Annotated in this window: 20 protein-coding genes; 19 read left to right on the forward strand and 1 reads right to left on the reverse strand. The window is 36.2% G+C overall.

The features are described from left to right. Positions 1 to 170: 170 nt before the first annotated feature. The 9 genes from EZJ43_RS06830 (at position 171) to EZJ43_RS06870 (ending at position 11,736) form a co-directional block, all read left to right on the forward strand. On the forward strand, positions 171 to 947 hold the full coding sequence (locus tag EZJ43_RS06830) for a DUF72 domain-containing protein (RefSeq protein ID WP_133262017.1): 777 nt from the start codon (positions 171 to 173) through the stop codon (positions 945 to 947). Positions 948 to 1,172: 225 nt separating this feature from the next. After that, positions 1,173 to 2,510 (forward strand): sigma-54-dependent transcriptional regulator, encoded by a 1,338-nt coding sequence (locus EZJ43_RS06835; RefSeq protein ID WP_133261935.1) that lies wholly within the window; start codon positions 1,173 to 1,175, stop codon positions 2,508 to 2,510. Between the two features lie 270 nt (positions 2,511 to 2,780). Beyond that, complete coding sequence (locus EZJ43_RS17610; RefSeq protein WP_133262019.1) at positions 2,781 to 2,858, forward strand: potassium-transporting ATPase subunit F; 78 nt, start codon at positions 2,781 to 2,783, stop codon at positions 2,856 to 2,858. 9 nt (positions 2,859 to 2,867) lie between these two features. Continuing rightward, positions 2,868 to 4,586, forward strand: a complete 1,719-nt coding sequence (gene kdpA / locus EZJ43_RS06845; protein WP_133261936.1) for a potassium-transporting ATPase subunit KdpA — start codon at positions 2,868 to 2,870, stop codon at positions 4,584 to 4,586. An 8-nt stretch (positions 4,587 to 4,594) separates the two neighbouring features. Further along, the gene (gene kdpB, locus EZJ43_RS06850; RefSeq protein ID WP_133261937.1) at positions 4,595 to 6,622 is read left to right on the forward strand and encodes a potassium-transporting ATPase subunit KdpB; all 2,028 of its coding nucleotides are present in this window, start codon (positions 4,595 to 4,597) and stop codon (positions 6,620 to 6,622) included. A 176-nt stretch (positions 6,623 to 6,798) separates the two neighbouring features. Beyond that, complete coding sequence (locus EZJ43_RS06855; protein ID WP_133261938.1) at positions 6,799 to 7,365, forward strand: K(+)-transporting ATPase subunit C; 567 nt, start codon at positions 6,799 to 6,801, stop codon at positions 7,363 to 7,365. Between the two features lie 198 nt (positions 7,366 to 7,563). Continuing rightward, positions 7,564 to 8,634 (forward strand): porin, encoded by a 1,071-nt coding sequence (locus tag EZJ43_RS06860; protein WP_133261939.1) that lies wholly within the window; start codon positions 7,564 to 7,566, stop codon positions 8,632 to 8,634. A gap of 220 nt (positions 8,635 to 8,854) precedes the next feature. Then, positions 8,855 to 9,967 (forward strand): sensor protein KdpD, encoded by a 1,113-nt coding sequence (locus EZJ43_RS06865; RefSeq protein ID WP_133261940.1) that lies wholly within the window; start codon positions 8,855 to 8,857, stop codon positions 9,965 to 9,967. Between the two features lie 14 nt (positions 9,968 to 9,981). Beyond that, positions 9,982 to 11,736: a HAMP domain-containing sensor histidine kinase gene (locus tag EZJ43_RS06870; RefSeq protein WP_133261941.1), complete on the forward strand. Its 1,755-nt coding sequence runs from the start codon at positions 9,982 to 9,984 to the stop codon at positions 11,734 to 11,736. 23 nt (positions 11,737 to 11,759) lie between these two features. On the opposite strand, the gene EZJ43_RS06875 is transcribed toward EZJ43_RS06870, so the two are convergent. Then, the gene (locus tag EZJ43_RS06875; protein WP_133261942.1) at positions 11,760 to 13,859 is read right to left on the reverse strand and encodes an HRDC domain-containing protein; all 2,100 of its coding nucleotides are present in this window, start codon (positions 13,857 to 13,859) and stop codon (positions 11,760 to 11,762) included. Positions 13,860 to 15,249: 1,390 nt separating this feature from the next. Between EZJ43_RS06875 and EZJ43_RS06880 the strand changes: the two genes are divergently transcribed. The 10 genes from EZJ43_RS06880 (at position 15,250) to EZJ43_RS06925 (ending at position 25,531) form a co-directional block, all read left to right on the forward strand. Next, positions 15,250 to 15,906 (forward strand): competence protein CoiA family protein, encoded by a 657-nt coding sequence (locus tag EZJ43_RS06880; protein WP_243718051.1) that lies wholly within the window; start codon positions 15,250 to 15,252, stop codon positions 15,904 to 15,906. Between the two features lie 136 nt (positions 15,907 to 16,042). Continuing rightward, entirely contained in the window at positions 16,043 to 16,462 is a 420-nt protein-coding gene (locus tag EZJ43_RS06885; protein WP_133261943.1) for a VOC family protein, read from the forward strand. Positions 16,463 to 16,618: 156 nt separating this feature from the next. After that, complete coding sequence (locus tag EZJ43_RS06890; RefSeq protein WP_133261944.1) at positions 16,619 to 17,050, forward strand: DUF2147 domain-containing protein; 432 nt, start codon at positions 16,619 to 16,621, stop codon at positions 17,048 to 17,050. Between the two features lie 6 nt (positions 17,051 to 17,056). Next, positions 17,057 to 18,073 carry a WD40/YVTN/BNR-like repeat-containing protein gene (locus EZJ43_RS06895; protein WP_165953095.1) on the forward strand — a complete coding sequence of 339 codons (1,017 nt, stop codon included), beginning with the start codon at positions 17,057 to 17,059 and terminating at the stop codon, positions 18,071 to 18,073. A 179-nt stretch (positions 18,074 to 18,252) separates the two neighbouring features. Next, positions 18,253 to 18,843: a 2OG-Fe(II) oxygenase gene (locus EZJ43_RS06900; RefSeq protein ID WP_133261945.1), complete on the forward strand. Its 591-nt coding sequence runs from the start codon at positions 18,253 to 18,255 to the stop codon at positions 18,841 to 18,843. A gap of 87 nt (positions 18,844 to 18,930) precedes the next feature. Further along, on the forward strand, positions 18,931 to 19,350 hold the full coding sequence (locus EZJ43_RS06905; protein ID WP_133261946.1) for a hypothetical protein: 420 nt from the start codon (positions 18,931 to 18,933) through the stop codon (positions 19,348 to 19,350). Between the two features lie 360 nt (positions 19,351 to 19,710). Continuing rightward, positions 19,711 to 21,726 (forward strand): transketolase, encoded by a 2,016-nt coding sequence (tkt, locus tag EZJ43_RS06910; protein WP_133261947.1) that lies wholly within the window; start codon positions 19,711 to 19,713, stop codon positions 21,724 to 21,726. Between the two features lie 27 nt (positions 21,727 to 21,753). Continuing rightward, entirely contained in the window at positions 21,754 to 22,224 is a 471-nt protein-coding gene (locus EZJ43_RS06915; protein WP_243718052.1) for an RpiB/LacA/LacB family sugar-phosphate isomerase, read from the forward strand. 51 nt (positions 22,225 to 22,275) lie between these two features. After that, on the forward strand, positions 22,276 to 23,367 hold the full coding sequence (gene tal / locus EZJ43_RS06920; protein ID WP_133261948.1) for a transaldolase: 1,092 nt from the start codon (positions 22,276 to 22,278) through the stop codon (positions 23,365 to 23,367). Positions 23,368 to 23,518: 151 nt separating this feature from the next. Continuing rightward, entirely contained in the window at positions 23,519 to 25,531 is a 2,013-nt protein-coding gene (locus EZJ43_RS06925) for a M3 family metallopeptidase (protein ID WP_133261949.1), read from the forward strand. Positions 25,532 to 25,543 lie beyond the last annotated feature (12 nt).

The following is a 25,543-nucleotide window of genomic DNA, read 5'->3' on the forward strand; positions in this document are numbered from 1 at the left end:
TAAATAGAACAGTAGAAATTTTTATTTGGTTTTAAATATTTTGAATTTTTAATCAAGTGTCAAAAATAATTGTACTCCGAACCAAGCTTTTTTAGATTTTTATTTATTTATAATTTGATAGAACAAAACATGCCTAAAGCTGTTCTAAATCAATTAATTAATCAATTATGATGGAAAATAAACTAGCCAACGCTTATTATTCTGGCACCAGCGGTTTAATTTTACCGGTTCCAAATAAAGAATTTTATCCAATCGAGTTTAAAGATAAAAGCCGGCTTTGCTACTACAGTTCGTTAATGAATAGCATCGAAATTAACAGTTCCTTTTATAAAATTCCTCAACCTTCAACTGTAAAAAAGTGGTTAACGGAGGTTCATCCCGATTTCAAGTTTACGTTTAAATTGTTCAAAGAAATTACACACAGTAAAAACCTTATTTTTGATCAAAATTTAACCAATCTTTTCTTTACAGCAATCAATCAGGTTAACAATCAAAAAGGTTGTTTATTGGTTCAATTGCCACCAAGTATTCGCATCGGCAATTTTAAGCAGTTAGAAAATCTTATGTTTTCGCTCACAAATCACAACGAAGAACCGCAATGGAAAATCGCCTTTGAATTTAGACATCCATCACTCTACGTAAATGAAGTTTACGAGTTGCTCAAAAGTTTTAATTTGGGCTTGGTTATGCACGATAAAGGGATTGCGAGTACGCCAGTGATGCAGGTTGAAACAGATTTTGTTTATCTGCGTTTTCATGGTCCGGGTGGAAATTACCGCGGAAGTTATGAAGACGATGTGTTGAGTGAATATGCAGGTTATATTGCAGATTGGTTGGGGCAAAACAAGCAAGTATTTTTATATTTTAACAACACAATGGGTAATGCATATTCCAATTTAAACACTTTGAGCGCAATGGTAAATGAGAAAATAAGTATCTTATTATAGCTTGTGTCTTAAGTTTTTTGAAAACGAACGGTTCTGTTCTCTGTGGCAGACTTCAGTCCCGCCCTTTGCTAAATGCCGAAAAGCCCGATAAAAAATCGGGACGGCATACCGCTTTCGGTCGGGTTTATAAACAAAGGTTGCAAATCGCCGATTCCTGCTCAAAGAAAAATCGTTGCGGTAAATTCTATAAATGTTTTTACTAATATTGTCGAATAAATAATTCTTATGGCTTCTACCGTTTTGATCATTGATGATGAAATTAAAATCCGCAGCTTATTGGCGAGGATTATAGAATTGGAAGGCTTTGAAGTTCTTCAGGCAAAGGATGCAAAAGAAGGATTAAGAACACTTTCCATTTACGATGTAATGGTTGTGGTTAGCGATGTAAAATTGCCCGATGCAAATGGTGTTGAACTGGTTAAGCAAATTAAATTAATCAAGCCGTACGTAGAAGTAATTAATCTTACTGCTTATGGAACCATATCCGATGGCGTTTTGGCGATTAAAAATGGTGCGTTTGATTATTTAACCAAAGGTGATGATAACGACAAGATTATCCCATTGGTTTACAAAGCAGAAGAAAAAGCAAAACTTCAAGAACGGCTCTACAAGCTCGAGCGTAAAATTTCTAATCAGTATAGTTTCCAATCAATTTTGGGTCAATCTAAAGCCATTAAAGAGGCCATTAATTTAGCTCAAAAAGTTGCTGTTACCGATACAACTGTGCTTTTGCTCGGCGAAACCGGAACAGGAAAGGAAGTTTTTGCACAAGCCATTCACTTTGAAAGTACGAGAAGAAATAAGTCTTTTGTTGCTTTAAACTGTAGCGGTTTTAGTCCCGAGCTATTAGAAAGCGAACTTTTTGGTTATAAAGCTGGCGCATTTACAGGCGCCTTAAAAGATAAAAAAGGACTTGTAGAAGAAGCAGACGGTGGAACACTATTTTTAGATGAAATAGGAGAGATGAATTTAGATCTTCAGGCAAAATTACTTCGAGTTTTAGAGAGCCAATCGTTTATTAAAGTAGGTTCAACGGTAACAAGTAATGTTAATGTTCGCATATTGGCAGCAACTAACCGCAACCTTAAAGCAGAAGCAGATGCCGGTCGTTTCCGTTTGGATCTGTATTACCGTTTATCAGTTTTCGCTGTAGAATTACCAGCTTTGCGCAACAGAAAAGAAGATATTGTTCCGTTGGCAAATTTTTACCTAAAAGAATTTGCGAACAAAACCAATCGTGCAAAACTATCAATGAGCGATAAGTTGATTGATGCATTAACGCTCCAATATTGGAAAGGAAATGTTCGGGAACTTAAAAATGTACTCGAACGTTTAGTTATTTTATCAAACGGAGATGTTTTGGACACAGATTTATTGCCGATAGAATTTTTCATCAACCAAGAAAATAGCAATGCATTGGATTTGCAGAGCATTGAAAAAAAACACATTCAAAAAGTGCTGTTTTATACCAAAGGAAATAAAACAGAAACTGCTAAACTTTTAAACATAGGATTAACCACTTTATATCGGAAAATTGAAGAATATAAAATTGAAATGAGCTAAAAAAAGTATTTGCACATCCTTACCGTTTTGATAAAAACCCTTCCATAATGGAAGGGTTTTTTTTTGATCAAAAATTTATAATCTATAATATATTATGTAAGTATTTAACTGTCATGCAGTTGTTAACAAAACCATGCCAATGGCACAGCACTTGTAAATACGCATTACAAAAACATAAAATTATGCTTACAATCCTCCTCCTTTTAGCACTCCTTCTACTTTGTTGGGTTGCTTACAAATCAATTGACTGGTTCGAAAAAATTTAAAAACATGGTAGCACTATTCATTATTTCAATCGCCGTATTTCTATATATGATTTACGTCTTGATTAAACCCGAAAAATTTTAACTAAACATTATGAACACTGAATTACTTGGAATAATTGCGACTTACCTGCTCACATTGGTAATCGCAATTCCGCTAGGCATATATTTGGCAAAGGTATTTGCTGGAGAAAAAGTCTGGACAGATTTCCTAAAGCCACTTGAGACTGGCATTTTTAAACTTTCTGGCATTAACGTTAAGGAAGAAATGAATTGGAAACAGCATTTAAAAGCACTAATGACCATAAACTTATTGTGGTTGGTTTACGGCTTTTTTGTGCTTATCTACCAAAATAAGTTACCGCTGAATCCAGATGGTAATCCAGGTATGAGTCCTGATCTTTCATTTAACACGATTATCAGTTTTGTGGTAAACTGCAACTTACAGGATTATTCTGGAGAAACAGGACTTACTTATTTAACACAACACTTTGTAATTATGTTCTTACAATTTGTAAGTGCAGCTACTGGTATAGCAGCAGCGGTAGTATTGTTCAAAGCATTTCGCGATAAATCAACAGAGAAATTAGGTAACTTTTGGAATTTCTTTGTAAAATCGATTACGCGTTTGCTACTTCCATTATCTATCGTTATGGCAATAATTTTAGCATTCAACGGAACGCCTACTAGTTATCAAGGTAAAGATAAATTTATTTCAGTTCAAGGCGATACTGTAAATGTATCTAGAGGACCCGCAGCTGGAATGATAGCGATTAAACATTTGGGAACTAACGGCGGTGGCTGGTTTGGCGTGAATTCTGCGCACCCCTTAGAGAATCCAAACTATATCACAAATACCGTTGAACTTGTAGCTCAATTAATTATTCCTATCGCTATGGTTATTGCGTTTGGCATATTTATTAGACGCAGGCGGTTAGGATGGATGATATTTGGTGTAATGACAATCGGTATGCTTATGTTACTGATTCCAATGGTTCAGTCGGAAATCGGTGGAAATCCTGCAATAGCTAAAATGGGGATTTCGCAATTAACTGGTTCCATGGAAGGAAAAGAGGTGAGATTTGGCCCAGCTATTTCTGCGTATTGGAGCACCGTTACTACTATAATTTCTACTGGATCGGTTAACAGTATGCACGATAGTACAATGCCGATGAGCGGTACTTGGCAAATGTTGGGTATGATGATAAACTCCTTTTACGGTGGTTGTGGTGTAGGGATACTGAATTATTTTATCTATTTAATTATTGCAGTTTTCATTTCTGGACTAATGGTTGGTAGAACACCCGAATTCCTTGGTCATAAAGTAGAAGCTAGGGAAGTAAAAATAGCTGCGTTAATTACTTTGCTAAGTCCATTTTTAATTCTAGTTGGAACAGCATTATCCAGTTATATATTAGTAAACCATCCAAGCGCCGAGTGGGCAGTGCAACCAAAAACATGGCTAAACAACCCGAGTTTTCATGGTTTCTCAGAAATGCTATATCAATATACATCTTCAAATGCCAACAACGGTTCTGGTTTTGAAGGCTTAGGAGATAACAATGTATTTTGGAACGTTACTGCCGGTGTCATCATGTTCTTAGGTCGCTTTCTTCCGATCATAGGACCTATTGCCATTGCCGGATTATTAGGTGCAAAAAAATACGTTCCTGAATCAACTGGTACTTTGAAAGCAGATACGTTAACATTTAGTTTGATGACTTTTGCTGTAATAATGGTGTTAAATGCACTTTCTTACTTCCCTGCATTAACGTTAGGGCCAATAGCAGAATACTTTACGCTAATTAAATAAAAAATAAAATGAAATCTCAAAATAGATTATTTGAACCTGCGCTAGTGCAAACTGCACTAAAACAGTCATTCATCAAGTTAGATCCTCGGGTGATGATTAAAAACCCGGTGATGTTTACTGTAGAGGTTGGTACTGCCGTTATGGCTTATGTTACCGTTTACTCCATTAATCACGCTGATCAAGGATCACCAATTTACAATTTCTCCATCTTTATTATTTTGCTACTTACTGTGCTTTTTGCAAATTTTGCTGAAGCCATTGCAGAAGCGAGGGGAAAGGCGCAAGCAGATTCTTTAAGAAAAACTCGTGAAGAAACTCCAGCAAAAGTGCTTTTGCCAGATGGAACAATCGAGACCAGATCATCAGCTTTGCTGAGAAAAGGTGACGTATTTATGTGCGAAACAGGAGATACCATTCCAACCGATGGAGAAATTATTGAAGGTATTGCTACCATAGATGAATCAGCAATTACTGGAGAATCTGCACCAGTAATTCGCGAGTCAGGAGGTGATAAATCTTCAGTAACGGGTGGTACAAAAGTATTGTCAGATCAGATTAAAGTAATGGTTAATACCCAACCTGGCGAAAGCTTTTTGGATAAGATGATTGCTTTGGTGGAAGGTGCCTCGCGCCAGAAAACGCCTAATGAAATTGCACTAACCATATTATTAGCAAGTTTTACGCTGGTATTTATCATTGTTTGCATCACATTAAAACCATTTGCAGATTACGCAAATACGCCAATTACAGTTGCTGCATTAATTTCTCTTTTCGTTTGTTTAATTCCAACTACAATCGGTGGTTTATTATCGGCGATCGGTATTGCTGGAATGGACCGTGCGTTAAGAGCGAATGTAATTACGAAATCGGGTAAAGCTGTAGAAACTGCAGGCGATATTGATGTATTGCTTTTGGATAAAACTGGAACAATTACCATTGGCAACCGTAAAGCAACCAATTTTTACCCAACAGCAGGCGTAAGTGTAGATGCTTTTACTGATGCTTGTGTGATGAGTTCATTAGCGGATGAAACCCCAGAGGGAAAATCCATCATTGAATTAGCGAGCGAGCAAGGATTTAAAAATTCTGGCATACCTTCAGGTTCAACGTTCATCAAGTTTACTGCCGAAACCCGTTCAAGTGGTTTGGATACTTTGGATGGACGAAGAATTAGAAAAGGAGCTTCTGATTCAATCAAAAACATAGTGGAAAAAGCAGGAAATATTTTTCCTTTAGATATTCAAGAAAGTGTAAAAAAGGTTGCTTCAAACGGAGGAACGCCATTGGTAGTTTCAGAAAATGAAAAAGCAATGGGCGTAATTGAATTGCAGGACATTATTAAACCAGGCATCAGCGAGCGTTTTGAGCGTTTGCGCAAAATGGGTGTTAAAACCGTAATGGTTACTGGTGATAATCCTTTAACTGCAAAATATATAGCCGAAAAAGCGGGTGTAGATGATTTTATCGCGGAAGCAAAACCTGAGGATAAGATGAACTATATTAAAGATGAACAAGCTTTAGGTAAGTTGGTTGCAATGATGGGCGACGGAACAAATGATGCACCTGCATTGGCTCAGGCAGATGTTGGCGTGGCCATGAATAGTGGAACACAAGCGGCAAAAGAAGCCGGCAACATGGTTGATTTAGATAATGACCCAACTAAATTAATTGAGATTGTGGAAATTGGAAAGCAGTTACTAATTACACGTGGTACGTTAACTACTTTCTCTATCGCAAATGATGTAGCAAAATATTTTGCCATTGTACCTGCACTATTTATTGCCTCAATCCCAGCTTTGCAACGCCTAAATATTATGGGTTTGCATAGTCCTGAAAGTGCAATTCTTTCAGCTGTGATTTTTAATGCAATCATAATACCAATATTGATACCGCTTGCACTGAAAGGTGTAGAATATAAACCGATTGGCGCAAGTGCGTTGTTACGTAGAAATTTGCTTATTTATGGTTTGGGTGGCGTTATTGCACCTTTCATAGGCATTAAAATAATTGATTTGGTTGTCGGACTTTTGGTGTAATTCAATTTCCCTCTAATCCTGTAGAAACGTTTTTTATTTCCTTCGAAAATTAGTAAGCATTAGTTTAAGGTTAACAATATCAATTGATTTAGTGCTCTTTCGGAGCGAAAATATAAATATAAATAAATTCTCCTCAATGGTCCTTAGACAATTTCAGGATGATAAAACTTAATAAAATGAAAAAATACATCATACAATCTGTACGCCTTACAGCAGTTTTACTTGTTTTGTTGTGCGTAATCTATCCATTATTCATTATGCTAATCGGCCGGTTTACTAAAGGTGAAGGTGGTGGAGAAAAAATAATGAAAGACGGCAAAGTAGTTGGTTATGCTGCCATTGGTCAATCATTTACCAAGCCAGAATATTTCTGGAGCCGGCCATCGGCAGTTGATTACAAAGCCGATGGTTCTGGTGGTTCTAATAAAGGCCCATCCAATCCCGAGTATTTAAAACAGGTAGCTGACCGGATTGATACCGTACTGAAATATAACCCAACGGTTAAAAGAGCTGATATTCCTGCAGATTTAGTTACGGCTTCTGGTAGTGGTTTGGATCCGAATATTTCTGAGCAAGCTGCAAAGATTCAAATATCGAGAATTGCAACGATCAGAAAATTGGATGAATCTAAGTTGAAAGATCTTATTGCAAAAAATACCGAAAAGCCATTTTTAGGCTTATTTGGGCCATCAAAAATTAATGTGTTAAAGCTAAATGTGGCTTTAGATGAACTTGGGAAATAGGTGTTGAGATAAATGTGTAGGAAATAAGGAATAGAAAGAAGGAAATAGGCACATATGCGATAAGAATCGGCGCAAATAAATTGTCGATTTTAAAAGCAAAGTAACGAAATGCAGGTAGCCATCTGGTCAATTCCCTATTTGTATTGTCAATTCCATACCATTCAATCAACTTCCATTTAAAATTAATAATAATAGAAAATGAAAAAACTAGTAATAGCTGCTGTTGCTTTTTTTACAGCATCAAACATACACGCTCAAGAACAATCAAAAATAAAGTTTTCGGGTTATTTAGAAACTTATTACGGTTATGATTTTAATAAACCCGCTGATAACAACAGACCAGGATTTATCTATTCTCATAACAGAACAAATGAGGTAAATTTAAACTTAGGTTTTATAAAAGGAGCTTATGATGATGGTTTGATAAGGGCAAATTTCGCGGTAATGATGGGTACTTACGCAAATGCTAATCTAGCTTCAGAGCCAGGCGTGCTAAAAAATATATATGAAGCAAATGCTGGTATAAAACTTTCTAAAACTGCCAATTTATGGTTGGATGCAGGAATTTTTTCATCCCATATTGGTTTCGAAAGTGCAATTTCTAAAGATTGTGCAGTGCTAACCCGCAATATTTCTTCGGAAAATACGCCTTTCTATGAATCAGGCGTAAAGCTTTCTTATGCTACGGAAGACAATAAATTTTTGGCAACACTTTTATATCTTAATGGCTGGCAACGCATAACCCGACAATTGGGCAACAACAAGCCTGCCGGTGGTTTACAATTAACATGGAAGCCTACCGATAAAATAACGGTAAACTATAGTAATTATTTAGGTACAGAAGGTGCCGATTCGGTTCGGGTAACTCGTTTTTATAACGATGTTTACGGTATATTTCAATTAACCGATAAATTGGGCTTAACGGTAGGTTTCGATTACGGTACACAACAAAAATCGAAGACAGATAAAAGTAAAAATGAAGTACTTTCTCCAGTTGCAATTCTTCAATATAAATTTGATCCAAAATGGTCTTTAGCTGGTCGAGTTGAGTATTACGAAGATACCAACGGAATATTTATTTCTACAGGAACTCCAGACGGATTCAAAACCAAAGGTTATTCGTTAAATTTAGATTATGCACCTATAGCTAACGCGGTAATTCGATTAGAAGGAAAAGTGTACGACAGTAAAGATAAAATTTTTGAGAGAGGAATTTCCAACGTAAATAATAATGCCGCGCTCACTGCGAGCTTTGCAGTTAGTTTTTAATTTTGAGAGGGGAATAGGAAATAAGTAATAGGAAAATGAAGGAGGGAAATAGGAAATGGATAGAGAGGCAGTAAACAATCGCAACAGTAAATTTCTAAAAAAAGAAGAGCAAAGTAACGAAATGCAGGCAGCCATCTGATCAATTCCCTATTTCCCATTCACAATTCTCAAACTAGACACTTATTCTATTCCCTAACAAAGCATTAAACGATAAATAAACATGGCAGACATTAGCGGGTTTCTTGATTTAGTTAAAACAAATCGAAGAGGTAAATTGAAAATTTACATCGGTATGAGTGCTGGCGTGGGTAAAACCTATCGCATGTTGCAAGAGGCACATTCTTTGTTGCGCAACGGCATTAATGTTCGAATTGGTTACATAGAGACCCATTTACGCGAAGAAACGCATGCTTTATTGGATGGTTTACCGATTATTCCGAGGCGGAAAATTTTTTATAAGGGGAAAGAATTAGCGGAAATGGATTTGCAGGCCATTTTAAATGCTCACCCAGAAATTGTTATTGTTGATGAACTTGCCCATAGCAATATGGAAGGCAGCAAAAACGCAAAACGCTGGCAAGATGTTTATGATATTTTAGAAGCCGGTATAAGTGTTATTTCTGCAGTAAATATCCAGCACCTTGAAAGTATTAATGAAGAAATTGAGCAAATTACAGGTGTGGTTGTAACAGAGCGTATTCCCGATAAAATACTCGAAATTGCTGACGAAATTGTAAACATAGATTTAACGGCTGATGAACTATTAAGTCGTTTAAAAGAAGGTAAAATTTATAAAAACCATAAAATTGAGCAGGCACTGAACAATTTTTTTAAACCCGAAACAATTTTACAACTTCGCGAGCTTGCTTTAAAAGAAGTTGCGCATCAGGTGGAAAGAAAGGTTAATAGCGAAGTGCCTAAGCAGATAAAGCTGCGGTCGGAAAAGTTTTTAGCTTGCATTTCATCAAATGAAGAGACTGCAAAAGTTGTGATTAGAAAAACAGCACGGTTGGCTTCTTATTATCATTCATCATGGATTGTTTTATACGTTCAAAACAGCTCAGAAAATGCCGAAAAAATTAAGCTTGATAAGCAAAGATTTTTGCTAAACAATTTCAAATTAGCCACAACTTTAGGTGCCGAAGTTATTCGTGTTAAAAGTGATGAAGTAACAAAAACAATTATCAGAATTGCAGAAGAGAAAGAAGTGACCACCATTTGTATTGGAAAACCACATTTTAGTCTCTTTCAGCTTATTTTGAGTACTAGCGTATTTAATCAACTCCTCAAGGCCATGGCTAAAAAAGATACAGACCTTGTTATTTTATCTTAAATTTAATTTCTGAAATGAAAATTAAAACTAAACTCCGCCTAGGCTTCGGCTTTCTATTTTTTATTGTGATTGCTTTCGGAAGCATTTCGCTTTACCATATCAATCAGATCGAAAAACGGTCTAAAGTTATTCTGAAGGATAATTATAAATCGTTGCAATATGTAAATCAAATGAGAGCAGAATTAGATGCTCAAAATGGTTTACTAAACGAAAAAAATAGAACAGCTTTCGGTTTAATAATTGCAGCAGAATCTAAAAACATTACCGAAAAGGGCGAAAAAGAAGCTGTTTCGAATCTTCAAAACTCTTTTGAAAGATTAAAGGTTGTTAATCTATCAAAAAACGAAAACGATTTACTTCAATCGGAAGTGCGGTTACAGTTGCGAAATATCGATGAGGTAAATATGAAAGCCATCGTTAGGAAAAATGATGATGCTCAACACGCAACACAAAGAGCAACCCTTTTTTTAGGCGCTACCGCATTTGTATGCTTTTTAATTTTATTCACTTTCATTGTTAATTTCCCGAGTTTTATTGCCAATCCGCTAAGTGAATTATTGGTTGGTATTAGAGAAATTAGCAGAAAAAACTATAAAAAGCACCTGCATTTCGAAGGAAACGATGAGTTTAACGAGTTGGCTTCTGCATTTAACAAAATGGCAAATGAGCTTAACCGTTGGGATAATTCCAACGTTGCAGAAATTAAGTCAGAGAAGCAACGCATCGAAACTATTATAGAACAGATGCAAGATGCGATTATTGGATTAAACGAAAAGCAAGAAATTTTATTTTTTAATAAAGTTGCTGCCGATTTATTGAATTTAGATCCGCTTAAAGTTGTCGGTAGTAATGCGGTTTCGCTTGGCGAGAAAAACGAGTTATTAAAGAAAATACTGAATACCAACCAAACCGAAGAAGCGCTAAAAATTTACACCAACGAAAAGGAATCGTATTTTGTGCTCGAACATCGAGAAATTATCATCCCAAATAATGATGACCAATTAGAAGCAGTGCTTAAAACAAGTACAAAAACAGTTGGTACGGTGTATGTATTAAAAAATATTACAAAATTTAAAGAGCTGGATGAAGCTAAAACTAATTTTATAGCAACCGTTTCGCATGAATTGAAAACGCCTCTTTCATCTATCAAAATGAGTTTAAAACTGCTCGACGATCAGCGCATAGGCGATATGAACGATGAACAGAAACAATTGGTTACTCATATTAAAGAAGATAGCGATCGCTTACTAAAAATAACGAGTGAACTTCTTGATTTGGCTCAGGTAGAAACAGGAAATCTCCATTTGAATTTAGTTAGAACCAAACCAGAAACGATCATAGATTTCGCGATTGATGCCGTTAATTTTCAGGCACAACAAAAAGAAATTAAACTAAATGTCAACATAGAGGGTACTGTAGCGATGATAAATGCTGATGTGCAAAAAACGACTTGGGTTTTAGTTAATCTGCTATCGAACGCCATGCGTTACAGTAGTGCTAAATCTGTTGTAATTGTCGGTTTATCCGAAAAAAATGGATTTGTAGAATTTTCAGTCCGCGATTTTGGAAAGGGCATTGAAGAGCAGTATTTAAAAAGACTTTTCGAAAGGTATTATCAAGTGCCAACCGACGGACAAAATAAATCGGGCACAGGTTTGGGTTTGGCTATATCGAAAGATTTTATTGAGGCCGAAAAAGGGAGTATTTACGTAGAAAGTTCTATCGGAGAGGGCAGTAAATTTAGTTTTTTAATTCCTGTGGCAGATTAAATTAAAGCTTTCAGAAAAATTTTTTAAAACAACTGCGAAGTACCCAAATAACTGTTCACGTGTCGTAATAATTTATCGCCAATTTCTCGTGCATTGCCAACGCCAATCCCTTTAAGTGCGGCCAATTGATCTATTGTTTTAGGTAATTTACTGGCAATTTGAACAATGGTTTGCTCAGAGATGATGCTGTGTGGAGGTACGTTTTGCGCTTTGGCATAGCTTTCTCGCCAATTTAACAGGGTATTGTAAAGCTGAATATTTTCTATCTCTTTAGGTTCTTCTTTTGGTTTAATCGCCTTTCTATTCTGTAAAATCACGAATTTGTTGCTCGCAGTATAGTTTGTATTAGCGTAATTTGATGGTGAAAATTGAGCCCAATTAAGCTTTAATAAGTTTATTTTGATTTCTAATTCGCTCAAGAAATTATTAATCACAGTCAGCATTTTTTCTGCTTTTTCATCCATGTAAATGTTGACGCCGGCCATTTTTTCCATTTCCGAGATGACAAAATCAACCTTCGGTATAAAATAGGAAACCGCTTTTTCTAAACGGATAATGAATGTTTTTGCGTTAGTAAATTTTTCGGTTTTTGGTTGATTGGATAACTCTTTCGTATTGAATAGTATTGCGATTTTAAAAATTTCTTGCTTTAAGGGCACGTTAATTTTATCTACTAATTCTTTAAAACTAATATTCTCTCGTTGGTTATTGAAATTATTTTCCTCCAAAAATTTAAACAGCTTTTCTATGGATGTAAAATCAAAAAGCGCTTCAATTAACGACCATTCGTAAGCTATTTTATAGGTGTTTAAACTTTGTAAAGTGGGTGTATTTGCAATTGCATTGTTTGTGAATTGAATTATCCTTGGGTCGGTAATAATGTTTTCTTGTTTTACTGGCGATTTAAGCACCAAGCCTTCCAAACTTCGGCACCTGCTCAAAGCAACGTATGCTTGCCCATGCGTAAACGATGCGCTTACATCAACAATGGCCTTATCAAAAGTTAAACCTTGACTTTTATGAACGGTAATTGCCCAAGCCAACTTAAAAGGAAATTGAAAGAAAGAACCTGTATTTGTCTCGCGGATTTTATTATCGTCTTGATTTAGGTTGTATTTTATATTTTGCCACTCTTCTCTACTTACCGCTATTTCTCCAGAACCATCAATAAAAGAAACACTTATTGTATCCTCCTGTATGGCTGTAATTTTGCCAGCTTTACCATTATAATATTGTTTCTTTCCCGATGAATCATTTTTAATGAACATTACTTGAGCGCCCAGTTTTATTTGCAGTAACTCATCTGTTGGGTACGCATCTTTAGGGAAATCGCCAACAATAACAGCCTGGAAAATTTTTACTTCATCAGTTAAATTATTTAAGCAATCGCTGTTAATCTGAGTTACGAGTTGATTGTGCGTGGTTAAAGTGATATATTCATCTTTCCAAACTTCATCCAAAACGTCGTCATGTCGCTCATTTAATTTATCTAAAAGCAATGTTGAGATGTTGTTCTCTCTAATTCCATTCAATATCTCAAGAAAAAGTGGGTCCGATTGGCGATAAACTTTCTCTAATAAAAATGTAGTTAAAGTGGTTTTTTTTAATACTTGGCTGTCGAAGAAGTACGGGCTTGCATAATATTTCTTCAATACGTGCCATGCATCATTAGCTACTGGAGAGAGTTGGTATAAGTCGCCAATCATAAGCACTTGTACGCCACCAAATGCAGTTTTTATGCCTCTTACTTTTCGCAATGTGAAATCGATAAAGTCGATTAAATCAGCCCTCACCATACTCACTTCATCAATAATGAGTAATTCTAAACACCTCAGTAATTTGCTTTTTTCCTCGGAGAATTTGATAATTTTTTCGTTACTTTCTAACTCAGTTGTTGGCGGAATTAAAGGCCCGAATGGAATTTGAAAGAATGAATGTAAAGTTACACCGCCTGCATTTATTGCCGCTACGGCCGTTGGCGCTACTACTGCAAAATTCTTTTTTGTGGTATCTCTTATTTGTCTAAGTAAAGTTGTTTTACCAGTTCCTGCCTTGCCTGTTAAAAATATAGGCTGATTGGTAAGTGATAAAAAATCGAGAATTAGCTGGTTATCAGTAGACAAATTAGATAAAGTTTAAATTTTGCTAAAAATACAACCATTTTTTATTTTTTTACTAAAAATATTGGTATAAATTTGCGAGTAGTTATAAATGTTTATAACCACAGATAAAAAGGATGAACACAGATTTCCACGGAATTTTGAATAGCGTTAAGTTTTTTTTGACGTGTGTTCCGAGCTTCCGTGGCTAATTTAGTGCCATAGTTTTTTTGCCACGGAAACACAGATTTCCACGGAATATGATTGGTTAAGTTTTTTTTCCGTGTGTTCCGAGCTTCCGTGGCTGATTTAGTACCATAGTTTTTTTGCCACGGAAACACAGATTTTCACGGAATATGATTGATTAAGTTTTTTTTCGTGTGTTCGGAGTTTCCGTGGCTGATGTAGTGCAACAGTTATTTTGCCACGGAAACACAGATTTCCAAGGAATTTTGAATAGCGTTAAGTTTTTTTTCCATGTGTTCCGAGTTTCCGTGGCTGATTTAGTGCAACAATTTTTTTGCCACGGAAACACAGATTTTTACGGAATTTGAATAGCGTTAAGTTTTTTTTTCCGTGTGTTCAGAGCTTCCGTGGCTAATTTAGTGCCATAGTTTTTTTGCCGCGGAAACGCAGATTTCCACGGAATTTGAATAGCGTTAAGTTTTTTTCCGTGTGTTCCGAGCTTCCGTGGCTAATTTAGTGTTATAGTTTTTTTGCCACGGAAACACAGATTTCCACGGAATATGATTGATTAAGTTTTTTTTTCCGTGTGTTCCGAGTTTCCGTGGCTAATTTAGTGCAACAATTTTTTTGCCACGGAAACACAGATTTCCAAGGAATTTTGAATAGCGTTAAGTTTTTTTTCCGTGTGTTCCGAGTTTCCGTGGCTAATTTAGTGCCATAGTTTTTTTTGCCACGGAAACACAGATTTCCATGGAATTTTGAATAACGTTAAGTTTTTTTTACGTGTGTTCCGAGTTTCCGTGGCTAATTTAAGTGCCATGGTTTTTTTGCCACGGAAACACAGATTTCCACGGAATATGAATAGCGTTAAGTTTTTTTTCCGTGTGTTCCGAGTTTCCGTGGCTAATTTAGTGCCATAGTTTTTTGCCACGGAAACATAGATTTCCACGGGATTTAAATTGGGTTAATTTTTTTTTCCGTGTGTTCCGAGCTTCCGTGGCTAATTTAGTGCGATAGTTTTTTTGCCACGGAAACACAGATTTTCACGGAATTTGAATAGCGTTAATTTTTTTTTCCGTGTGTTCCGAGTTTCCGTGGCTGATGTAGTGCCATAGTTTTTTTGCCACGGAAACACAGATTTCCACGGAATTTTGAATAGCGTTAAGTTTTTTTCCGTGTGTTCCGAGGGTAAAAATTTGAATGTTAATGAGAAGAATGAAATAAATTGATGAAGAACGATAATGAACCAATTTCTGAAATCATAGTAACACAGTCGCTACCTAGTGTGCCCGAATACTACCGGCGAGAAACGCCCTGGCATAGGGACTGGAAACTTGCATTTCCAAAACATTACAGAGAAATCAGTTTTTTAGATGAAACTTTAAATGAAATTCATCGAGCTGATGTTTGTACGCCGTGCAAAACTATTATTGAGTTTCAAAACTCGCCAATCACTTTAACAGAACTTAAAAGTAGGGAAGCGTATTATAAAAACCTCATTTGGGTACTGAATGGTAAAAAGTTTAAAGGCTTTCGAGTATTAAAACACTTGCCAGATGTTGACGACCCTAAATTGGCTGATTACGAATTTTGCCATTCTGATCACTTATCAATGGTGCGAAAAAGCGATATAATAAAGGGAGTTTTAAAACCAAAAATTTTAAACTTTTATCATCCTGAAATTAAGGCTATCCCATTAACATCTTATTATTATTCTTTCTGTTGGAAACAACCTCACACTGTTTGGTATGAAGCAAAAGCGCCCATAATTGTCGATTTAGGTGGCCATTTTCTGTATGAGCTTCGCCAGCGTAAGCAAATTTCTGGTAATTATCCATACCTTAAAATTATTAGTAGAAAAGCATTTATTGATCAATATCTATAACCTGTAATTATCAATTTTCGGTAAAAAATATACCAATATGGTTGTTAAAAAATCTTAAATGTTTCCACGGATTATCTGTGGTAAAATGATTAATTTTATCGACCGCTTAATAAATTAAACCTAACCACATCGAAAAATGGCAACACTAAACACCTATCTAAATTTTAATGGAAATACCGAACAAGCATTCGATTTTTACAAAGCTGTTTTTGGTGGAGAATTTTTAGTCCTTCAACGTTATGGCGAGGTGGAAGGAGCTGAAGGCATGTCGGAAGAAGAAAAAAACAAGATTATGCATGTTTCATTGCCAATAGCAAACACCGTTTTAATGGGTACGGATATGCCTGCGAGTATGCCAAAGGTTTTGTTTGGCACTAACATTTCGTTATCCATCGGTGCAGAAAGCGAAGAAGAAGCTAAGTTAATATTTGATGGTTTAGCCGTTGGTGGTAAAATTACCATGCCTTTAGAAAAAACTTTTTGGGGCGCTTTTTTTGGTATGGTTACCGATCAATTCGGGCTCCACTGGATGGTGAACTATGATTATCCTGATTAAATTATGAAATAGTATAACAACACTTTCTTTTTAAACCTGAATGCTGTTGATTGTAAAATTTTGTAAATTATGAGTTAATTAACAACAATATTTACTTTTTGTAGTTTTGCTTTTAGATAGCAATCGCTATATTTAAAAATACTAAATATAAAAGATATGAGAAAGTTCACCTTATTGTGCCTACTGTTTGTTACGGCCTCGTTTACTTTAATGGCGCAAAACAAAGATGCTATTGTTGGGAAATGGCTTAATCCAACTGGCGAAGGTCAGATTGAAGTTTATAAAAAAGGTGATCATTATTTCGGAAAGCTTTGTTGGATAAAAGAGCCGAATTTGAATGGAAAACCAAAAATGGATGCGAATAACCCTGAAACAAGTTTACGCAATAGACAATTGTTGAATTTAGAAATTCTGAAAAACTTTATTTTTGAGGATGGAAAATGGACTGACGGAACAATTTACGACCCAAAAAGTGGTAAGACCTACAGTTGTAACATGAGTTTGAAAGGGAATGATGTTCTGAATATCCGTGGTTACGTTGGTATTTCACTTTTTGGCCGGTCGGAGACGTTTAAACGAGTTAAGTAAATTCTTATGATTAAAATACTATGGTGCCTAATTCTGGCACCTTTTTTTTGTGTTGCTCAAAATTTTGAGCTTAAAATGTTGCATGATAAAACTTCAACGAGCGTTCGTGGTTTAAGCATTGTAAATGATCAAATTATTTGGGTAAGTGGTAATTCGGGAACCATTGGCAAATCCGAAAATGGAGGTTTATCGTGGGAATGGTTTAAACCAAGTGGTTATGAGAAACTCGATTTTAGATCGATAAAAGCTTTTGACGGAATTCATGCAATTGTGGTTAATGCTGGCTCGCCTGCTTATGTTTTAAATACTTTTGATGGCGGAAAAACCTGGAAACAAACGTATAAAAATTTAGATTCTGCTATTTTTTATGATGGTATAAGTTTTTGGGATAAAAAAAATGGACTTGCTTTTGGCGATCCAATTAATAATAAACTGCAATTATTAAAAACAGTTGATGGCGGTGAACATTGGGTGAACATATCAGAAAACTTAAAAGAAAAAACAATAGAAGGAGAGGCGGGTTTCGCTGCAAGTGGTACAGGCATAAAAACACTTCCTGATGGTAAAGTGTGGATTGCGAGTGGTGGTAAAGCATCAAATATTTATTATTCGGCTGATTTTGGTTTGAACTGGAAAATTTTTAAATGCCCAATTTGGCAAGGAGAAGAAACTACTGGTGCTTTTTCTATCGATTTTTTAGATGCAAAAAATGGGGTTGTTGTCGGCGGGAATTACAAAGCTGACCAAGATAATCGCAATAATATTCTCCTAACCAAAGATGGTGGGAAATCGTGGCAGCAGCCAATTTCGCCGGTTCTTGGTTTTCGGTCTTGCGTAATCTACGTTAATAAAGACACGCTTATTGCTACCGGAACTTCGGGCACAGATTTATCTAGCGATGGAGGAAAAAATTGGAAATCCATATCCAAAAAGAGTTTTAATGTCGTGCAAAAGTCTAAATCGGCAAGGCGGATTTTATTGGCTGGAGATGGCGGTGCTATTTATGAACTGGTGCTAAATTAAAATCTATTTAAGTTTAACTTGTAGCGCGCAATATTAAATTTTATGTTAAGATATTGGAGCTATTTCATACTACAAATAGTCAATAAAATATTTTCAATATCATCGTATTTAATAAATTGTTTTTCTGCAAAATAAACTACCTTTCGTGTTCGGTAGATCTGCCGAATTACGCCCTTTAAGTGGAAGAAATATTTAGTACGTTAATTGATAGTTTTATTGATAACGAGGTTGGCATAGCGAGCAATTTTTTAAGTGCATCGCTGGCGAAGCATTTAAAGGAAAATCTAATCGCCTTATATTCAAGTAAGTTAATGCAAAATGCCGGTACGGGCAATAAAACTGAAATTGTACACAACAAGTTGGTGCGGGGCGATGTAATTTATTGGTTAGATCGAAGCCATAATAATGCGTACGAAAATGAATTCTTTGATTTGATGGATGAGTTTGTCATTTATCTAAATCGTACGTGTTTTGCAGGTATTAAAGGCTATGAATTTCATTACACGCTGTATGAGGAAGGTAGTTTTTATAAAAAACATATCGATCAGTTTCAAGAAAATGGGAGTAGAGCCTATTCAATGATTATGTATTTGAATACTGATTGGCAAATTTCGGATGGTGGTGAATTGTGTATTTATCACCGAAAGGGAATCCAAAATATTCCACCGATTAACGGCAGATCTGTTTTTTTTAAAAGTACAGAACTTGCTCACGAAGTTTTAATTACCCTAAAACCGCGGATGAGTATTACCGGATGGTTAAAAATTTAAAAATTCAAATCTCGGGCATTTTTACTAGCAACAGCACCACTTAGTTTTTAATATTTATGGGTTCATTTTGGTGATAGAAGTAGAGATTTGCTGTTTGCAATAAAATATCCTTACAGTGGCTGTCCATTTAAGAAAATTGAGGTTACAGATAGCTTAATTGCAATTGGCCACTTCTTTCATCTATACCTGTATGACTACATTAATTTTAGGATAGTAGCTATAATCGAAGTGCCAGGTTTCTTTTCAGATATTCTTTACCATGATAACTACTTTTATGTGGCTGGGATAGACAGTGTGATCAAAATTGATGGGAATGGAAATATACTTTGGGAAAGCACTGCCTCAATTGCTGACGATATGATTTTATTTACCGAAATCATCGGCGAAAGTTTAATTGGTCGTGGTTGTTTCGATCCTGAAATTCCAAATTGGCTTGACTTTTCAATCAATATAAATACTGGTGCACTAATAGATGGAGGAAACATTGGTAATGAGGCCATGCATTAAAATTAGAATCGTATAAAATATGCTATTGACAGATTTAATTCTCTAAAAATAAAGTTCAATTTATTAAACAATCATCCCATCTCGTATGTTGATAAAATGTTGGATGACATGAAAGACCCGATCTTATCCTAATCAATTGGATATCAAAAAGCCACCTGCCACAAAACAGTTTTTAGAATTCGAAAATCAAAAAGATATAAACTAGGTATCATTTATAGTTATGTTGTTGGGTGGTTTAGAATTCGCAAAATTTTTATTTAAAAACTGTTTATTGCTCTTGTTTTGATTGGAACAACTTCCAAAGTTTTCAACCCTCGCCAGTATGAACAAACAGCGTCGAAGTATTAAGAAGATGAAAAAATGAAGACAGAAAATTTAATTCAGAAATGTATTGACACCGTTCGGGTTTTATCTGCCGATGCGGTACAAAAAGCAAACTCCGGCCATCCTGGAACGCCCATGGCGCTCGCGCCATTAGGTCATATATTATGGTCGCAGGTTATGCATTACAACCCAAATAATCCCGAATGGGCAAATCGCGATCGGTTTGTACTTTCCTGCGGGCATGCATGTATGTTGCAGTACAGTTATCTGCATTTAACGGGCTATAAAATTACACTTAAAGACATTGAAAATTTCCGCCAACTTCACAGCATAACTGCTGGTCACCCAGAATATGGGCTTACGCCTGGCATTGAGGTAACTACTGGGCCACTCGGACAAGGATTTGCCAATGGCGTGGGTATGGCGATTACGCAACAGTACATGGCTGCACGTTATAACAAGCCCGATTTTAATATTTTCGATTATAGAATATATGCAATTTGTAGCGATGGCGATTTAATGGAAGGAATTTCGGCCGAAGCAGCTTCTATTGCAGGTCACCTTGGTTTGGGGAATATGATTTATTTCTACGATAACAACCACATTACGATTGAGGGCGATACCGATATTACTTTTGAGGAAGATGTATCTAAACGATTTGAAGCTTACGGATGGCATGTGCAAAACCTGCCAGATATTAATGATTTGGAAGCACTTGCTGAGGCGATAAAAAATGCGCAGAACGAAACCGACCGCCCATCTTTAATTAAAGTACGTAGCCATATTGGGTATGGTAGCCCGAATAAACACGATACTTCAGCCGCACACGGCTCTGCTTTAGGTGTAGAAGAAGTTAAATTAGTTAAAGAAAATTTTGGATTCGATCCCGATAAAAGTTTTGATGTTGCACCAGAAGTGCTAGATTTTTACAAAATAGCAGGAGAAAAATCGGCTAAAAATGAAAGCGATTGGAATGAATTATATCAGAATTACAAAGTACGTCATCCCGATTTGGCAAAAGAATATGAAGATATTACTGCAGGCAAACTTCCCGAAGGTTGGGAGAAAAAGTTGCCTGTTTTCGAAGCAGGAACTGAGTTAGCAACTAGAAAAGCTTCTGGGAAAACACTAAATGCAATTGCCGAGTTTTTGCCTCAGTTAATTGGAGGATCAGCAGATTTAGCGCCATCTACAGATACTAATCTTGACGCTTATTCCTCATTTTCTGCAAAGCATAGAGATGGTAGGAATTTCCATTTTGGTATTCGCGAGCATGCTATGGGCGCAATTTTAAATGGAATGGTTTTGAGTAAATATTTAATTCCTTATGGTGCAACGTTTCTAATTTTTTCAGATTATATGCGCCCGCCACTTCGTTTGGCATCGATTATGAAAATTCGACCAATTATGGTTTTTACACACGATAGCATTGCTTTGGGCGAAGACGGTACAACTCACCAACCTGTAGAGCAATTAATTGGTTTGCGGACGGTGCCTAACATGACGGTTATCCGCCCTGCGGATGCAAACGAAACGGCACAAGCTTGGCGTGTGGCCATACAACATACAACGGGACCGGTAGCAATCGTACTAACCCGTCAAGGCGTACCAATTATCGATCAAAAGAAATATGCCGAAGCAAAAAATCTTGAGCATGGCGCGTACATTCTCTCTGATGCGGATGGAGAGCCAGCTATTATTTTAATTGCCACAGGTTCAGAAGTTCACCTCATTTTGGAGGCGCAAGCCATATTGAAGAAAAATAATATCAGCGCTCGAGTAGTAAGTATGCCGAGTTGGAATCTTTTCGATAATCAAAGTGCTGCGTATAAAGAAAAAGTTTTTCCGAAGAAAATCCGCAAGCGTTTAGCTGTTGAAGCAGGCTCGTCAATTGGTTGGCTAAAATACGTAACAGATGATGGCGATGTAATTAGTATCGATAAGTTTGGAGAATCGGCACCTGGAGAAGAGGTAATGAAAGAATACGGTTTTACCGTTGAAAACGTTGTGAAAAGGGCGAAAAAATTGCTTTCGGATAAAGAACAGAATTAGTAAAATAACCTTGTTAAGTATAAAAATATGTCAACAGCATCGGCTATAAAAATTGGAATTTGCGCAGATCATGGTGGTTTTGAGCTCAAAGAAACCATAATTCCCTATTTAATTAAAAACAATTACGAAGTGATAGATTTCGGCGCAAAACAGTTGGATAGTGCTGATGACTTTCCAGATTATGTAATTCCCTTAGCTAAAGCTGTAGCCAATGGCGAAGTTTTTCGAGGTATTGCCATTTGCGGAAGCGGCGTAGGCGCATGTATTGCAGCCAACAAAGTTTCTGGCGTAAGAGCAGCACTAATTGTAGATTATTTTTCTGCCCACCAAGGTGTTGAAGATGATGATATGAACTTAATTTGCCTTGGTGGCCGTGTTACGGGATTTGCAAGTGCAGAAGAATTGGTTTTAGCTTTTCTAAAAGCGAATTTTATTGGCGCCGAACGTCATGTTAGAAGATTGAAAAAAATTCAGCAATTGGAAAATAATAATAACTAGGCCACTAAAATTGCTGTCTTTTTAAACGATATAAATTAAAGAATAAATAAAATGAATCCACTAAATAATGTAAGAGCATTAGATCAAAGTATCTGGCTCGATTTGCTTGATCGTGAAATTATGAACTCGGGCAAACTGCAACAATTAATTGATAACGATGATTTGCGAGGACTTACTTCAAATCCTTCAATTTTTGAAAAAGCAATTAGCGGAAGTGCTGATTATGATGAAGATATAAAAAAGCTATCGGAAACTGAAACCGATAATGCTAATATTTTTTTCGATTTAGCCATTGCCGATATTCAGCGAGCAGCCGATATTTTTAAACCTGTATTTGATAAAACTAATGGCTTGGACGGGTTTGTAAGTTTAGAAGTTTCGCCGTATTTGGCACGCGATACCGATGGTACGATACAGCAGGCACGCGACCTTTGGGAGCGAGTTGACCGAAAAAATGTAATGATTAAAATTCCGGGTACGAAACAAGGATTAATTGCCATAAGGGAGTGTTTAAGGGAAGGAATAAACATTAATGTAACGTTACTTTTTGGTTTGCCCCGCTACCATGAAATAACAGAAGCATTTTTGGGCGGATTGGAAGATCGCTTGAATGAAGGTAATTCTATAAAAGGAGTCGCCTCGGTTGCGAGCTTTTTTTTAAGCCGAATTGATGTGTTGGTTGATCCTATGCTGAAAGAAAAAGGTAAGGATAAGCTAGTTGGCGAAGTTGCAATTGCATCTGCAAAAAAGGCCTATCAAATGTATTTGGAAATGATCAACAGCGAAAGGTTTAAAAAACTTGAAGCAAACGGCGCCCAGAAACAACGTGTACTTTGGGCGAGTACAAGTTCAAAAGATCCATCGTTTAGTGACGTAAAATATGTAGAAAATTTAATTGGAAAAGACACCATAAATACACTACCGATGGAAACGATTGATGCCTTTCGAGATCATGGGAACGCCTCTGAAACGTTAATTAAAAATATTGAGCATGCGGAAAACGTAATGAATGAGTTGAAAAATGCAGCTATCGACATAGACAAAATTACGCAGACTTTGGAAGATGAAGGGATAGAGAAATTTGATATTGCGTATGAAAAACTGATTAAAAGTATTAACGATCAAAAGCAAAAGGAAGGATAAAAAAATTGATGTATATTATTGATTGTTAAGTAAATGCTGTTTTTTGACATGTTTTTGTTTTGTTTAAAATCTACATTATAATTTCAGAATTTTCTTAGTTGACGAATAATATTTTATACATTTATCATTATCATAAAAAATTTTCTAAAAAATGAATAAACTAACTTATTTGCCTTTGGTAGCATTATTTGCAGTTGCTTGTAATAATAAAAAACCGAAAGAAGAACAGCAGGCTTTATCGTCATCAAATCCGTTTTTAAAAGAAAGTACGTTGCCTTTTCAGGCGCCAGCTTTTGATAAAATAAAAAACGGAGATTTTAAGCCCGCACTTGAAGAAGGTATGAAGCAAAAGTTGGAAGAAGTAGAAAAAATTGCCAATGCTACCGATGCCCCAACGTTTGATAATACCATTTTAGCACTCGAAAAAAGTGGTCAGTTACTTGGCCGTGTAAGTAGAGTGTTTTACTTGCTAACTGGCGCCAACAACAATCCGGATTTACAAAAGGTTAAAGCAGAAGAAGCACCCAAATTAACAGCAAATAATGATGCAGTTCTTCTAAATAGTAAGTTGTTTAAACGAGTGGAAGCTGTTTATAATCAACGCGATCAATTAAAGTTGGATGCAGAATCAAAAACACTTGTCGAAATTTATTACCAGCGATTTGAGTTAGCGGGTGCAAAACTTTCTGATGCCGATAAAGAAAAATTGAAAAAACTTAATAAAGAGGAAGCGAGTTTGAGCGCAAAGTTTACCGAGCAACTTCAAGCTGCGGGCAAAGGACTAAAAAATACTACCCAGCAACCTGAGCTTGCTTCTATGGCAAATCGTGCAGACCGAGAAAAGTTATTCAACAAATCGTGGAATCGTGCAGAGATGAATGATGCCAATGATACAAGAAAAGGTATTTCTCGCATCGCGCAAATTCGCGCTTTGCAGGCGCAACTTTTAGGTTATAAAAATTATGCTGCATGGAAACTTCAAGATCAAATGGCTAAAACACCCGAAGCTGTAGCATCTTTCTTTAGCAAATTAGTACCGGCGGCAACCGCTAAAGCAAAGGGCGAAGCTGCTGATATTCAAAAAGTAATCGATGCAGAAAAAGGTGGTTTTAAATTACAACCGTGGGATTGGGATTTTTATGCGGAGAAAGTTAGAAAAGCAAAATTTGACTTAGATGAAAATGAAATTAAGCCTTATTTTGAGTTAAATAAAGTGCTTACAAACGGCGTATTTTATGCTGCTACACAACTTTATGGGATTACTTTTAAGGAGCGTAAAGATTTACCAGTTTACCAAGAAGATGTGCGTGTTTTTGATGTGATGGATAAAGACGGAAGTCAAATTGGTCTTTTTTATTGTGATTATTTTAAACGCGATAATAAAGATGGTGGCGCTTGGATGAGTAATATGGTAGATCAATCTACGCTTTTTGGTACCAAGCCAGTAATTTATAATGTATGCAATTTTGCTAGGCCAGAAAAGGGCAAACCAGCTTTAATTAGTTTTGACGATGTGACAACGATGTTTCATGAATTTGGGCATGCTTTGCACGGCTTTTTTGCCAATCAGAAATATGAGAGCCTATCAGGTACAAATGTAGCGAGAGATTATGTTGAATTTCCTTCGCAGTTTAATGAGCATTGGGCTTCTGATCCATTAGTGTTTAAAAATTATGCTGTTCACTATCAAACTGGTGCGCCAATGCCGCAAGCTTTGGTAGATAAAATTAAAAAAGCAAGTACATTTAACGAGGGTTATGCATTTACCGAAGCTTTAGCTGCATCAGAATTGGATTTGCAATGGCATACTTTAGGTGCAAGTGCGCCGCTACAAGATGTTGATAAATTTGAAGCCGACGCTTTGAAAAGAACAAATTTAAATTTGTCTGAAGTACCTCCTCGCTATAGATCGAGCTATTTTTTACACATTTGGGCCAACGGCTATGCTGCAGGTTATTATGCCTATACCTGGACATCGATGTTAGAGAACGATGCTTTTTCTTGGTTTCAAGAGCATGGAGGTTTATCACGAGCCAACGGCCAACGTTTCCGTGATATGATATTATCAAAAGGAAATACCGAAGATTTAGGGAAGATGTTTTACAATTTCCGCGGTCATAATCCTGATATTAATCCAATGTTAAAGAAAAGAGGGCTTCTTTAGGAAATAAAAAGT

It is taken from the genome of Pedobacter changchengzhani, assembly GCF_004354365.1.
Lineage (GTDB): Bacteria > Bacteroidota > Bacteroidia > Sphingobacteriales > Sphingobacteriaceae > Pedobacter > Pedobacter changchengzhani.